This is a genomic window from Hyphomonas sp., assembly GCF_022844445.1.
GTDB lineage: Bacteria > Pseudomonadota > Alphaproteobacteria > Caulobacterales > Hyphomonadaceae > Hyphomonas.
Map to the genome: position 1 here is coordinate 178,453 of NZ_JALHLS010000005.1, position 12,474 is coordinate 190,926.

Genomic DNA, 12,474 nt, shown 5'->3' on the forward strand with positions numbered 1-12,474 from the left:
GGTCAATCGCCAAGGCCGCAGGCCGAGGCCGGCAGCGGGTTGAGTACCCACTGTACCGCCGTCGGGACCGAGACCGACTGCGGCAGGAAGCAGCCGCGCAGGCGGTAGGTCGTGCCGACATCGTCCCCGGTGGCGCTCGCGGGATCATACTCGCAGGTGAAGAGGTTAGCCGGGTGGTCGACCGGCGAGCCCATGCGGACATCGAGCAGCATGTGGTTGGAGCCGGTCGGCACGGCGAGAACACCCGCGTCCATGGGCCCGAAACCGCAATCTGTGATCGGCGTATAGAAGCCGTCCTCGCCCTGCACGGTCGGCGACAGAGGTGGGCGGAGCGTTACGTCCAGCCGGACGGGCACAAGGTCGATCAGCGGATCAAGCAGCGCGGGCGGCAGGTCGCTTCCCGACTCCGGCAGCGAGCCGGTGATACCGATAAAGGCGAGGCGCGCTTCGGAAACCGTGGTGATCTCCGGAGGGGCAACCAGTTCGGTCGACTGAGGGGCGATCACGCAGGCGCCGATCAGCGACAGCAGGCCGACAGGAATCATTCCGGCAAGTTTCATGGGACCGCTTCCTCCGCAGATCCGCACCAGAAGGCCCCTGAATTCCGGCTAAATCAAGCCGGAACCGGGTCAGCCGAACTTCGACAGACGATCAATCAGTGCCTGAGGGGGGGCGGTGTCTTCCATCAGAGAGGCCTTGATAGGGCGCGGGGAGCCGAACACGTGACCCTGGCCATAGGGGATGTCGTACTCGAGAATCTCGATGACGCTGGCTTCGTCCTCGATCTTCTCGGCCACCATCGTGATGCCGTAGCGCGACATGACAGCGGTAACTTCCTTGCCGTCGAGGCGGCGGTTGATGTTCGAGGACGGACGCTCGCCCTGCGGATCACGCAGCATGTCGATCAGCTGGCCGCTGTTCATCTTGATGAAGCGGACACCGGCAGCCTGGAGGCGTGACAGGTCGAAGTTCAGGCTGGTCGCATGGTCGAGCGAGAAGCGGAAGCCGAGCGCGGCGAGCTTTTCCATGTTGGCGCGGATCACCGGCGAGCGGTTCTCGAATTTGTCGGCGCGCAGTTCGAAGATCACCGAACCGGAGAGGTCGCGGTTCTCGGTCATGAATTCGAGGAAGAGCGGAAACAGACCGGGATCTTCGAGCGATGCTGCCGCGATGTTGCAGAACACACCGACGCGGCGGTCGCGCTCGGCAAGCTTCCGCACGATCTGCACGCAGCGGAAAAGGGTCAGGTTGTCGATGATACCCATCAGGTTCGCGCGGCGGCCGGCATCGAGGAAATCGGCTGGCGGGATCAGCGAGCCGTCTGCCCGGCGCAGGCGCGTCAGGCCTTCATAGAAAGAAACGCGGCGATGCGGCAGCGAGACGATCGGCTGGAGATGAAGGTCGACGCGGCCGTCCTTGAGAGCGGCGCGCACATCGCGAAGGACCGAGTCTTCGATCGGGGTGACGCGCTGCTGGACTGAGGTTTCGGTCAGCTTGCGCTCGAAACTGACGGTCAGCCGCTCGATCAGCGTCTGCAGCTGTTTCATTTCCTTGGCGAGGTTCTCGCGCTGCTCGCCCATCTCGTGCTTGAGCGTTTCCTCGACGACATCAGTGCGTGCCTCGATCACCTTCACGGTGCGGCCCACGGCGGTGAGGTCCTTCTCGATGCGCTCGATCCGCTCGTCGAATTTCTTGGTTGCCGAACCCGCCCGGGCAAGCACGTGGATCTGGCCGAGAACGGCAGACGTGATGGCACCGCCGGCAATGGCCAGGGGGAGTCCCACGGTGGTGAAGGTGAAGATGCCGTAGCCTACGCCTGCGCCGGCGGCGAGGTATAGAAGGAACAAGACGAACGTCATCAGACCAGCACCCGGAAATAACCCATCAATCTTAACAATAAGGCAGAATTGGTTAACGAATTGCTCGGAATTGGCTTGATTTGCCCCGTCGGGCAACCCGGGCCCGAACCGTTGCCCGAACGCAACACGCCGCGATTTCCTGAGCCGGAACGGCAGATCCGGCATGGACCATTGCAGGGCGAGGCGATTAACAAATGCTTAAGCCTCATACGGCGCGCCGGTCCGCGGCCATTATTGGCCGGAGCGGGGGCGTCTCGGGGGAGACACGGGCCCTGTCCGCAAGGACGGGGCCCTGTCCTTACACCCTGATCTGCGCCTAGCCGATCCGCATCGTGTCCGGTTCCTCCACAACTTTATTCTCGATATGTCCGAGGCCATCGATCTCGATGCGCACCCTGTCGCCCGCTTTCAACCATTTCGGCGGATCAAACCCTGCGCCGACCCCGGCTGGCGTGCCGGTATAGATCACATCGCCCGGCTCCAGTGTGAAGGCAGCCGTCAAGTGTTCGATCTGGGCGGCGATGTCGTGGATCATGTCGCTTGGCCGCCCGGTCTGGCGCAGCTCGCCATTGACGAATGTGCGGATCTCCGCGCCGGAGATGTCGCCCGCCTCGTCCGGGGTCACCAGCGCGGGGCCGAACACGGCATGGGTGTCGAAGCCCTTGCCCATGATCATCGTCTGGCTCGCCTTCTGCCAGTCGCGCACCGAATAGTCGCCGCCGACGCAATAGCCCGCGACGATCTCCATCGCCCGCGCGCGCGGCACATGTCGACCGGCCTTGCCGATGACCACGACGAGTTCGCCTTCATAGTCGAGCTGCGAGGACACCTTTGGCAGGTGCACGTCATCATATGGGCCGTTCGTGGCCGTCGCCTGCTTGTTGAACCATTTCTGGACTTCGGGCTTCGCGGTGTTGACGAAGCTGACACTCTCCGCCGCATGGGCCGCATAGTTGACGCCGATGCCGAGAATCTTTCCGGGCCGCGCGACCGGCGCGAGCAACCGCACCGACGCGAGCGGCAGCGCATCGCCCAACGTTTTTCCGGCCAAAGCCTCCCCGAGTGTCGCCCCGGCGACACGCAGCACGCGGTCACCTTCGAGACGGCCATATGCAGCCTCACCGGCGAGTTCGAACCTGACCAGACGCATGGCGTTACTCTCCTGTCACACTCTATCGTCAATTGCATTGCGAAGCGTTCATGTCTCGTTGTGAACGCGTTTGGCAAGGGCTAGGGGAGAGGGCTTGTAAAGGGGTAGACGCATGCATCTCGGCGTTCGCGCGCAGGAAAGCTCGTTGAGCGACGTGTTTGCGCCCGGCGAGCGCCTGCGCATGCCGCCTTACCAGCGCAGCTATTCCTGGGGTGAGCCGGAGGCGCTTGAGCTGCTCGGCGACCTGCAGGAAGCCACCGATGCGCAGATTCCGCACTTCATCGGCGCGGTCGTTTTCGTGCATGGCGAGGAGCCAGGTGTACTGGAAATCGTTGACGGGCAGCAGCGCCTGACGACGCTGACCATCCTGCTCTGCGTGCTGCGCGATCTCGAGCCTGACAAGGACCGCGCCCGCAGGCTGCACACCCTGATTGCCGACGAGGCGCGGCCGATCCTCGGCGAAGGCGCCAACTGGCGCATCGCGCTGAACTACCAGGACGGCGCTTTCTTCCGCGACACGGTCCAGCGCCCGGGTGCGACACTGGTGCTGGACGCCGATCCAGGCGAGAGCGAAAGCCAGGCACGCATGGTGGCCAATGCGGCTGTGTTCCACAAGGAACTGGGCCTGATGACGCCGGAGCAACGCCGGGCGCTGGCCGAGATTGCCATGAAGGGCTGCGCCCTTGTGCGGGTCGTCGTGGACAACAAGGATCAAGGTTTCAAGGTTTTCCGTGTACTGAACACACGCGGTAAGGAGCCGGGCGCGCACGACATTATCAAGACCGAACTGTTCCAGCGGGCACGGTTCACGTCCGCCGAGGCGGCTCGTTATGCCGAGCGCTGGGCCGAGCATGAGGCCACGCTGGGTGGCACCGCGTTCGACGACCTGCTGCGTCAGATTCGCACGATCTTCGACCGCGGCACCAAAGGCGACATTGTCGCTGCATTCCAGAAGGGTGCGCTTGCCAAGTTTGATTCACGCAAGTTCCTCGACGAAATGCTTCCAGCCTATGTGCGCGCCTACCGCCAGATCGAGACCGCGCAGCTTGATGAAACGCCGCGCTCCGAGGCCATCGCCAACTGCCTGCATCAGATGCGGGCACTGGAGCAGCAGAACTGGCGTGCCCCTGCCCTGCACTTCCTCGCCGAACGCGGGGTGGAAGATGCCTCGGCTCCGGAATTCTTCCAGAACCTTGAACGCCTCGCCTATGTGATGCAGCTTCTGGTACACGACCGCGACCAGCGCAGCCGCCGCTTTGCGCGCGTGACTGAGGCGGTGCGCAATGACCGCGTGCTGCTGTCGAAGACCGGACCATTTGCGATTTCCCGCGATGAAGCGAAGAAGACGCGCGAGCGCCTGATCGGCCGCTTCGCCACCTTCGGCCAACGCCGCGCAATTGCGCTGCGCCTGTGCGCCGCGCTTGCGGGCGGAAGCACCATTCCGCCGGAATCCGACGCTACAGTAGAGCACGTCCTGCCCCGGACGATCCCTGATGACAGCCACTGGATGTTCACCTGGCCGGATGCCGGGCGGCGGCGCGAACAATGCGACACGATCGGAAATTTTGTGCTGCTGACCACCAAGGTGAACCAGAAGGCCGACCGGCTGGACTACCGGGCCAAGAAGGAAATCTACTTCAATGGCGGCGGCGGGCAGGAATTCGCCCTGACGCGCGACCTGATGGAGCAGGACGCGTGGACGCCTGAAATAGTCCGCAAGCGGACGGAAAAGCTCGCCGGAATCCTTGCGGACGCCTGGGGCCTCTAGGACCTCTTGCCGCCAAGGCGCCGGGCCGCCGAGATCAGAAGGTCTATCGTCAGCGCCGCCAGCAGCGTGAGGCCCGCCATCGGCAAGAATACGCCCAGCACAATGATCAGCGTGACCACCCCCAAAGCGAGGCGCTTGTCGCCCGGCATCGGCGGCGTACCGAGACGGCCTTTCGGCCGGCGGCGCCACCACATAATACCCCCAGTGGCACTGAGCAGGATCACACCGAGCGCGGCAATCACGCCGACCACCTGATTCAGCCAGCCGAACAGCGCGCCTTCGTGGAAAGCGACACCGAGCGCCATGAACCGGTCAACGGGATTGTGGTCGGTGAATTCGATGCGCATGATCTCGGCGCCAGTCCAGCGGTCATGGTGGACGGTAATCCTGTCCGGACGTGAGGGCGCCATGGAGCGGACGGTCCATACACCATTCTCCCCGCGCGGAGGCTGCACCTCGACCGGAGACGCGTAGCGCTCCGGCGCGGCGATGCGCAGCACCTCTTCAAGCGAAAGCGGGTTCAGGCCCGTGCTGCCGGCCCCAGCCGACTGCACGCCGACCTCAGCTGCGCCCTTCCCCTGATCCCAGAGTTCGGAACCGGTTCCATGATCCATGCCAGCATGCATGGAATGATCCGTATTCGGCGGGCCGGATTCCAGGGTGACGAACCATTCCTGGCCCGGTGCCTTCAGCCCTGCGAGCGTCTTCACCTTGTTGAACCCGTCGCCCCAGACCTGCGTCCATGGAAGACCGAAGAACAGGATGACCAGAATGACGCCGCCGATCCAGGCGCCGCCCATGCCGTGAACCTTGCGCCAGGTCTCGCGCTTGCCTGGGCCCTCGCCGAACCTGGGCAGGAAGACGCGCCAGAAAGGCATGTTGCGCGGCCACCAGAGATAAACCCCTGTGATGATGAGTATGATCATCCAGCTCGCCATAATCTCGACGACCAGCGAACCCCGGTCTCCGCCAAGCAGCGTGCCGTGGATTCGTTTGACCAAATTCATGAACCGGTCCGGCGTGGCAACGCTGTGCAAAACGTCGCCGGTGGAGCGGTCGATCCAGAGCGTGCGCGGCCCAGCCTCGCCCTTGAGGTCCAGTTCAACCGTCGGGTCATCCGGCCGGGAGGGGATGTAATACTTGCCGAGGCTGGCGCCCGGATAGGCGGCAAGGCCGGCGCTCAGCAGCGCATCCGCCGGCAGGGTTTCCCCGGCCAGCGGCGCGGCGCGGGCATTGATCCGCGCTTCGACAGCCGCGTCGAATTGCGGTTTGAACAGGTAGATTGATCCCGTCACCGCCAGAATGATGGCGAAGGGGATCACCATCAGCCCGGCGAAGAAGTGCCAGCGCCAGACGCGGTGCTGGAGCGTTGTGCGAACGGCGCTGGCCATGGCTCAGAACCTCGCGCGGATACCGCCGAAAACGGCGCGGCGTTCAACGGGGTAGTAGATGACTGAAGCCGGCGTTGCGGTGATCACCGCACCGACATCGCCGGCTGCCTTCTCGTCTGCGAGGTTGCGGGCATCGAGGAAGATGTCGATGTTGTCGGTCGCCTTGAAGCTGCCGGTTACGCCGAGCAGCGTGTAGCCGCCGGTCTGGGTCGTGTTGTTATAGTCCGCATATGGGCCGTCGGGCAGCCATTCGAGGTTCGGCGCGATGCTGAACCGGTCTCCGGAATACTTGATCTCGGCCCGGTAGACATGCTCCGGCACCACCGGAAGCGTGTTGTCGCCGTACTGTGCATCGCCCCGGAAGGAGAAGTCCGAGTACTGATAGACCTGGCGCAGCGTGATGCGGTCCGTCAGGTCGAGCGAAAGCCCGGCCTCGAGTCCCCTGTGGCGCGTCTTGTCGGCGTTGAAGGTCGTCGCCGGGATGTCCGGGCCTACCGTAAACTGCAGCATCTCGCCATCGATGTCGGCCGAGTAGATCGCCACATCCCATTCGGCGATGCCGGCGCGCCCGCGCGTGCCGATTTCTGCTGTCCAGGCGGTCTGCGCATCGACCGGCACGAAGCTGGCAACCTGGGCGACTTCCGAGAAGCCCGGGAACTCGGCCGAGCGGCTGTAGTTCGCAAACATCTGGATGTCCGGCGCGATTTCATAGAGCGCGCCGAACTTCGGCGAGAACTCTTCGAACTCCGCCGAGCCCTTCACGTTCGCGGGCAGGGCGTTGTTCCGGGTCAGCAACTGCTCGCGCTTGCCTTCTGCATAGATCGCCCCGGCCACCAGCGTCAGCTTGTCGGTTACGCCATAGCGGCCCTCGGCATAGACGTTGCGCGTCCAGGCGTCCTGGTCGGCACCCTGGGTCTGCGTACCGCGGGCGCCGTTGATATTGACGAAGCGCTTGGCATCCACGTCGCCTTCGCGCGCTTCGGCGCCAATCGTCAGACCGACCGGACCGGCCTGCCATTCATACCGGGTCCAGATGCCCTTATCGAGCGACTCGTTGTCGATCACCTGGAAGATCGGGTGATAGAGTTCCTTGTCGTTTAGCCAGAGGCCGGCGGCGAAGCTCGAGTTCTCGAAGTCGATGCGCGTCTGGTTCTGCACACGGATCGACTTGATGTCGCGGGCCTGGTCACCCACGAAGTTGCCCTGCTTCGGATTCGACAGCACGGTGGCGATGTTCAGCGCGCCGGGCAGTTCCTGGTTGATGTCGTTGACGCTGGCATAGAAGCGCGTGGTGATATTGTCGGTGACGTCATAGCCGAGATTGCCGTGGAAGCGCATGGAGTCGCGGTTGACATGGTCACGGTCACCGTTCGACGTATCAGCGCTGACGGCTGCCCAGGCATCCCACTTGCCGGACGAGACACCGCCCGAGACGAGGCCGCGATAAGTGTCGAAGCTGCCCACATCGCCGCGCACATAAATGCCCGGCGCAGTGTCGCCCGTAGGCGTCACGCCGTTGACGGCCCCGCCGAGCGTGCCCGAGCCGAAGCGCAGCGCATTGGCGCCGCGATAAACTTCGAGGTGATCGAAGAAAATCGGCTCAAGTTCCTGAAAGTCTCCGTTGTCGTCGGCGAGATTGATCGGGGCGCCGTCCTGCAGGAGCGTCAGGCCGCGCATGTGGAATCCCCGGCTGATGCCCGAGCCGCGGATCGAGACGCGTACTTCCTGACCATAGCGCGGCTGGGTGTAGACACCCGGCGAGAAGGCGAGCGTGTCGCGCATCGAAACGAGGAACCGGTCGGCATATTCCTCGTGGGTGATGACATCGGTGCCGCCTGGTGTGGCAGAGGCGCGGGCCTGTGCTTCAGCGGCGGCGGCGGTCGAGGTGACGATGATCGTCTCCTCGATGCGCACGTCGTCTTCGGTGTCTTCGATGGCTTGGGCTGCGGCTGGAAGGCTTGCCCAGACCGCAAGGCCAAGGGCGGAAAGGCTCAGCGCGGAGCCCGTCTTGAAGGTGAGTTTCATGGATCTTGTCTTCAGATGAAAGTGATCCGGACGGGAGACGTCCGGCAGTCAGCCCCTCCGTGGAGGGACGGCTAGGATCAGGCTTTCAGGAAGACGGGTGGGGCGCGTGAGCCGAGCGGGGGCCCGCGCGGCATGGCCCAGAAGCGGACGTCGCTGCGCGGGGCGATTTCGGGTTCAGGCGCGCTGAATGCAGGCGCGGCGACGTCCGGCACCACCGGCACCGTGGCGCCCTGGGCGAGCACGCAGTCATGGCAGTCGTGGCTCTCATCCGGCAGATCGCCGGCGGCCTTGTCGGCGAGCAGGGCAGCAAGATCGGCCCCAAGCGCGCTGGCGCCGGCGGACATTTCCTTGCCCGGCATCGCGCAGACGATGGCAGCAACCTCGCCCGGCCGCGACATGGCAGCGGCCATCGCACCCGGCATCAGCGCCTGGGTAACGAGGGCGAGCATGGCCAGCACGCGCGCGAGCAAAATGGCGGTGTTTCCCCACATCGCCGGCAGAAATATCAGGTTTCCGGCCGGCGAGAACAGTCCGCTTCGCCGCAGGTGGCCGGCCCACATAATTACCCCACGGAAACCCTAGCCGACCCGCGCCCGCTCCCCTAGGGTCGCCCCCGCTAACAAGCCTGCAAACAACACAAGGGAGGGCCACCATGAGCCTGTTCGATCTGAAGGGTAAATCCGCCATCATAACCGGTTCGTCGCGCGGTATCGGCCGGGCGATTGCCGAAGCCATGGCCGACCAGGGCGCCCGCGTTGTCATCTCCTCGCGCAAGCCGGGCCCCTGCGAGGAAGTCGCTGCCGCCATCAACAAGAAGCACGGCGACGGCACGGCCATCGCGATCCCCGCGAACATCTCCTCGAAGGAAGACCTGCAGGCGATGGTCGACGAGACCAACAAGTCGTTCGGCAAGATCGACATCGTCGTCTGCAACGCGGCGTCGAACCCCTATTACGGCCCGATGGCCGGCATCTCGGATGATGCCTTCACGAAGATCCTGCAGAACAACATCATCTCGAACCACTGGCTGATCCAGATGTGCGCCCCGCAGATGCGGGAGCGCAAAGACGGCGCCATCATCATCGTCTCGTCCATCGGCGGCCTGCGCGCCTCGCCCGTGATCGGCGCCTACAACATCTCCAAGGCGGCCGATTTTCAACTCGCCCGCAACCTCGCTGCCGAGTTCGGCGCCGACAATATCCGCGTCAACTGTATTGCGCCCGGCCTGATCAAAACCGACTTCGCCAAGGCTCTCTGGGACAATCCGGAAACGCTGAAACGCGCCCTCACTGGCACACCGCTGAAGCGTATCGGCGACCCGGAAGAGATCGCCGGCGCGGCTGTCTACCTCGCCTCGAAAGCCGGCGCCTACATGACCGGCCAGATGCTCGTCGTCGATGGCGGTGCCACGGTCACCTGATGCACCTCGTCGATCCGCCGGAGAACCCTCCGGCGCCTGAATTCACCTTCGAGGATTTCCGCCGTCCGGATATCCGCGCGGAGACGGTGCTGGCCGCCGCCCCGCTTGAAGGCGCGCGCAGACCGTCGATCCGGCCGGTCATCGATTTCGGGCCCGGGATCGGCGAATGGAACAGCTATGCCCAGATCACGGCGCATTACCAACCTGCCACTCAGGTTGGCCGGCAGATGACGGCACTTGTCCGTTCCCCCCCGCGCCGGATTGGCAAGTTCATGTCTGAAGTTCTCACTCTCAGCTTCGCCGATGTCGCGGGCGAGACAGTCCTCTTTTCACCGGATCAACCGGTCCCCAACGGAGCCCATCTCGCATGACGCGTACAGAACTCTCCGCCCAACAGACGGCCTTCTTCGCCCGGCTCCGGTCCGGCGAATGGGAACTGCCGCCGGGAATTCGCAATCTCGGCATCCGCCCGCAGGACTGGCTGAAAGACGTCTCCTATGGCCGCGTGCTCTATCAGTGGCCGAACGACGGCAGCCGCGACATCCAGCCAGACCGCGTGTTCGGCGGCTGGGTCGCCGGCCTGTCGGACCATATCGTCTCGATGACAATGGCGAGCGCGCTGGAAGACGGCGAATGGTTCACCACGATGGAACTGCAGACGCGCATCCTGCGCCCGGTGCCGAACGGCCTGATCACCATCGAGGGCCGGCTCGTCAGCCGAGGCAAGACGACCGGCCTTGTCGAAGCCGACTGGTATGACGACAAGCGCCGCCACCTTGCCCGGATTACGGCAGCCAAGGCCATCCGTGCCTATTCGGAGTTGCGCGGACCTGCCTGAATACGCGCCGAACGATCTATCCTCTGGACAAAACTGCCTTCGCGTGAACAAGGCGTGGCGAACCCGGAGATGACCCCGCCATGAGCCAAATCAACCCGCAGGACCCGCAGAACGCACCGCGCGACCCGCTGGCGGAGCGGATTGTCGAACAGGCAATCTTCAGCAGCCGCTGGCTGATGGCGCCGATCTATCTCGGCCTCATCGGCGCGCTGGGAATCCTGATCGTTACCTTCTTCCGCGAACTGATCCACGCCATTCCGGACGTCATGAGCATGGAAGAGGCGGACGTCATCCTGCTTATCCTGTCGCTGGTCGACATCTCGCTCGCCGGCAATCTGGTGCTGATCATCCTATTCTCGGGCTACGAGAATTTTGTCTCCAAGATAGGACCGGCGCAGCACCGCGACCGCCCAGCCTGGATGGGCAAGGTGGATTTCTCCGGCCTGAAGTCGAAACTGATCGCATCCATCGTCGCAATCTCAGCGATCCACCTGCTGAAGATCTTCATGGACCTCGGCAAGTACACAGAACAGCAGCTGATGTGGTACACGATCATCCATCTGAGCTTCGTCGTTTCCGGTGTCGGCTTCGCGCTCATGGATTTCATCGACTCCAAGTCCAAATCGAAATCGAAGTAGGCGAACCGGCTGCACGCTTGCGACGGTTGCGCAGGCAAGGCCCATGCGGATCGAACGCGTCAACCGTGCCTCGCCCAAGACGCTGTTCATCACGCGCACCGATAGCACGCGCGCCGAAGCCCCGGTTCCGAAGAAGGGACCGTTGTCTCATGACGGTATGCGCGTCGCGGTCGAACAGGTTCTCTGCGTCCGGCGCAGCTTCTTCGGCCTGCTCGCAGAAGGCCGCCGCCCGGGCGAAGTCGCCAGCCTCACATCCGCTGATCACGCCGCGTAACCCCTGATGATCTCCGCATCTCCCCGGCGCGGGGATTTCTCATGGCAGAAGCAGACAGGCATCGCCGTAGGAATAGAAGCGGTAGCCCTCACGGATCGCGTGCGCATAAGCCGCCTGCATCACATCTGTTCCCATAAGTGTGCAGACGAGCATGAACAGGCTTGATTCCGGCAGGTGAAAGTTGGTGACGAGCGCGTCCGTCGCGCGAATTTGGTCCCCCGGCTTCAGGAAAATATCCGTCGGCCCCGTGGCCGCATGCAGCGTGCCATCAGCCTCGGCGCAGCTTTCCAGCGTGCGCATCGCAGTCGTCCCCACCGGCACGATCCGGCGGCCTGCTGCCCGCGCCGCATTGAGCCGCGCCGCAACTTCAGGCGTGAGGCGGCGCCATTCCTCGTGCAGCCGGTTTTCGGCAAGGTGCTTTTCCTCCAGCGGCTTGAACGTGCCGAGGCCGACATGCAGGCGTACATGCTCACGCGCGATCCGTGCCGCCTCGATCTCTTCCAGAAGGCGCGGCGTGAAATGCAGCCCCGCCGTTGGCGCAGCCACGCTGGCCGCCTCCTCGCCTGCAAATTTCGTCTGGTAGGTCTCGCGGTCCTTCGCATCGGCCGGCCGGCGGCGCGCGATATAGGGCGGCAACGGCATCGCGCCGTGTGCCTCGAGGGCCGCCTCCAGCGCCGCGCCCTCGCAGTCGAACGCCAGCTCGATCTCGCCGCCTTCGCGCCGGCCGCTGATCGTGGCGGAAAATCCGTCGGCGAACACAATCGTGTCGCCTTCCTTCAGCCTCCGGCCCGGACGCGCCAGAGCCAGCCAGCGCCGGGCGTCGATCCGCTCGACAAGGTTGACGTCCACTGCCACATCGCGGCTGACGCCGTCGCGCGCCGACCGCACGCCCTTCAGCGCCGAGGGGAGCACGCGCGTATCGTTGAACACCAGGACATCGCCTGCTGCGAGATAGCGCGGCAGGTCGCGCACACCCGCATCCTCCAACCGCCCGTCCCCGTGTACCACCAGCAGCCGCGCCGCATCCTGCGGCTCAGCCGGGCGCAGCGCGATCAGCGCCTCGGGCAGGTCGAAACTGTACGGGGTAAGGTCCATGCCCGCGCTCATCGCG

The 12,474-nt window shown here is 64.2% G+C and carries 13 protein-coding genes; 6 read left to right on the forward strand and 7 right to left on the reverse strand.

Annotated features, from left to right (window positions below; translation table 11 throughout):
- Positions 1-2 precede the first annotated feature (2 nt).
- The 3 genes from Q0C17_RS07975 to Q0C17_RS07985 form a co-directional block, all read right to left on the reverse strand.
- Complete coding sequence (locus Q0C17_RS07975; RefSeq protein ID WP_291204061.1) at positions 3-560, reverse strand: hypothetical protein; 558 nt, start codon at positions 558-560, stop codon at positions 3-5.
- 69 nt (positions 561-629) lie between these two features.
- A complete protein-coding gene (locus Q0C17_RS07980) occupies positions 630-1,859 on the reverse strand; it encodes an EAL domain-containing protein (protein ID WP_291204063.1) in 1,230 nt (409 codons plus the stop codon).
- Between the two features lie 316 nt (positions 1,860-2,175).
- Positions 2,176-3,009 (reverse strand): fumarylacetoacetate hydrolase family protein, encoded by an 834-nt coding sequence (locus Q0C17_RS07985; protein ID WP_291204065.1) that lies wholly within the window; start codon positions 3,007-3,009, stop codon positions 2,176-2,178.
- 112 nt (positions 3,010-3,121) lie between these two features.
- On the opposite strand from Q0C17_RS07985, the gene Q0C17_RS07990 reads away from it, so the two are divergent.
- Positions 3,122-4,777, forward strand: coding sequence for a DUF262 domain-containing HNH endonuclease family protein (locus Q0C17_RS07990; protein ID WP_291204068.1), 1,656 nt, complete (start codon positions 3,122-3,124; stop codon positions 4,775-4,777).
- On the opposite strand, the gene Q0C17_RS07995 is transcribed toward Q0C17_RS07990, so the two are convergent.
- The 3 genes from Q0C17_RS07995 to Q0C17_RS08005 form a co-directional block, all read right to left on the reverse strand.
- Entirely contained in the window at positions 4,774-6,168 is a 1,395-nt protein-coding gene (locus Q0C17_RS07995; protein WP_291204071.1) for a PepSY domain-containing protein, read from the reverse strand. The genes Q0C17_RS07990 and Q0C17_RS07995 overlap by 4 nt on opposite strands.
- A 3-nt stretch (positions 6,169-6,171) precedes the next feature.
- Positions 6,172-8,193: a TonB-dependent receptor gene (locus tag Q0C17_RS08000; RefSeq protein WP_291204074.1), complete on the reverse strand. Its 2,022-nt coding sequence runs from the start codon at positions 8,191-8,193 to the stop codon at positions 6,172-6,174.
- Between the two features lie 77 nt (positions 8,194-8,270).
- The gene (locus tag Q0C17_RS08005; protein ID WP_291204078.1) at positions 8,271-8,753 is read right to left on the reverse strand and encodes a DUF2946 family protein; all 483 of its coding nucleotides are present in this window, start codon (positions 8,751-8,753) and stop codon (positions 8,271-8,273) included.
- Positions 8,754-8,845: 92 nt separating this feature from the next.
- Here Q0C17_RS08005 and Q0C17_RS08010 point away from each other — a divergent pair, with 92 nt between their 5' ends.
- From Q0C17_RS08010 to Q0C17_RS08030, 5 genes are all read left to right on the forward strand, one after another.
- A complete protein-coding gene (locus Q0C17_RS08010; protein WP_291204081.1) occupies positions 8,846-9,613 on the forward strand; it encodes an SDR family oxidoreductase in 768 nt (255 codons plus the stop codon).
- Positions 9,613-9,984, forward strand: a complete 372-nt coding sequence (locus Q0C17_RS08015) for a tRNA-binding protein (RefSeq protein WP_291204085.1) — start codon at positions 9,613-9,615, stop codon at positions 9,982-9,984. Before Q0C17_RS08010 ends, Q0C17_RS08015 begins: the two co-directional genes overlap by 1 nt.
- On the forward strand, positions 9,981-10,451 hold the full coding sequence (locus Q0C17_RS08020) for a PaaI family thioesterase (protein WP_291204088.1): 471 nt from the start codon (positions 9,981-9,983) through the stop codon (positions 10,449-10,451). The genes Q0C17_RS08015 and Q0C17_RS08020 overlap by 4 nt, the downstream gene beginning before the upstream one ends.
- A gap of 80 nt (positions 10,452-10,531) precedes the next feature.
- Complete coding sequence (locus Q0C17_RS08025) at positions 10,532-11,089, forward strand: TIGR00645 family protein (RefSeq protein ID WP_291204091.1); 558 nt, start codon at positions 10,532-10,534, stop codon at positions 11,087-11,089.
- A gap of 43 nt (positions 11,090-11,132) precedes the next feature.
- Positions 11,133-11,363, forward strand: coding sequence for a hypothetical protein (locus tag Q0C17_RS08030; RefSeq protein ID WP_291204094.1), 231 nt, complete (start codon positions 11,133-11,135; stop codon positions 11,361-11,363).
- 39 nt (positions 11,364-11,402) lie between these two features.
- Here the strand turns inward: Q0C17_RS08030 and queA are convergent, their stop codons facing one another.
- Positions 11,403-12,458 carry a tRNA preQ1(34) S-adenosylmethionine ribosyltransferase-isomerase QueA gene (queA, locus tag Q0C17_RS08035; protein WP_291204097.1) on the reverse strand — a complete coding sequence of 352 codons (1,056 nt, stop codon included), beginning with the start codon at positions 12,456-12,458 and terminating at the stop codon, positions 11,403-11,405.
- Positions 12,459-12,474: the final 16 nt, after the last annotated feature.

Bases quoted from the DNA above. Each gene is read 5' to 3' on its own strand.
- Q0C17_RS08025 (WP_291204091.1), top strand. From the start codon at position 10,532: ATGAGCCAAATCAACCCGCAGGACCCGCAGAACGCACCGCGCGACCCG.
- Q0C17_RS07975 (WP_291204061.1), bottom strand. From the start codon at position 560: ATGAAACTTGCCGGAATGATTCCTGTCGGCCTGCTGTCGCTGATCGGC.
- Q0C17_RS08010 (WP_291204081.1), top strand. From the start codon at position 8,846: ATGAGCCTGTTCGATCTGAAGGGTAAATCCGCCATCATAACCGGTTCG.
- Q0C17_RS08015 (WP_291204085.1), top strand. From the start codon at position 9,613: ATGCACCTCGTCGATCCGCCGGAGAACCCTCCGGCGCCTGAATTCACC.
- Q0C17_RS07990 (WP_291204068.1), top strand. From the start codon at position 3,122: ATGCATCTCGGCGTTCGCGCGCAGGAAAGCTCGTTGAGCGACGTGTTT.
- Q0C17_RS07980 (WP_291204063.1), bottom strand. From the start codon at position 1,859: ATGACGTTCGTCTTGTTCCTTCTATACCTCGCCGCCGGCGCAGGCGTA.
- Q0C17_RS08020 (WP_291204088.1), top strand. From the start codon at position 9,981: ATGACGCGTACAGAACTCTCCGCCCAACAGACGGCCTTCTTCGCCCGG.
- Q0C17_RS08000 (WP_291204074.1), bottom strand. From the start codon at position 8,193: ATGAAACTCACCTTCAAGACGGGCTCCGCGCTGAGCCTTTCCGCCCTT.
- Q0C17_RS08030 (WP_291204094.1), top strand. From the start codon at position 11,133: ATGCGGATCGAACGCGTCAACCGTGCCTCGCCCAAGACGCTGTTCATC.
- Q0C17_RS08005 (WP_291204078.1), bottom strand. From the start codon at position 8,753: ATGTGGGCCGGCCACCTGCGGCGAAGCGGACTGTTCTCGCCGGCCGGA.
- queA (WP_291204097.1), bottom strand. From the start codon at position 12,458: ATGGACCTTACCCCGTACAGTTTCGACCTGCCCGAGGCGCTGATCGCG.
- Q0C17_RS07985 (WP_291204065.1), bottom strand. From the start codon at position 3,009: ATGCGTCTGGTCAGGTTCGAACTCGCCGGTGAGGCTGCATATGGCCGT.
- Q0C17_RS07995 (WP_291204071.1), bottom strand. From the start codon at position 6,168: ATGGCCAGCGCCGTTCGCACAACGCTCCAGCACCGCGTCTGGCGCTGG.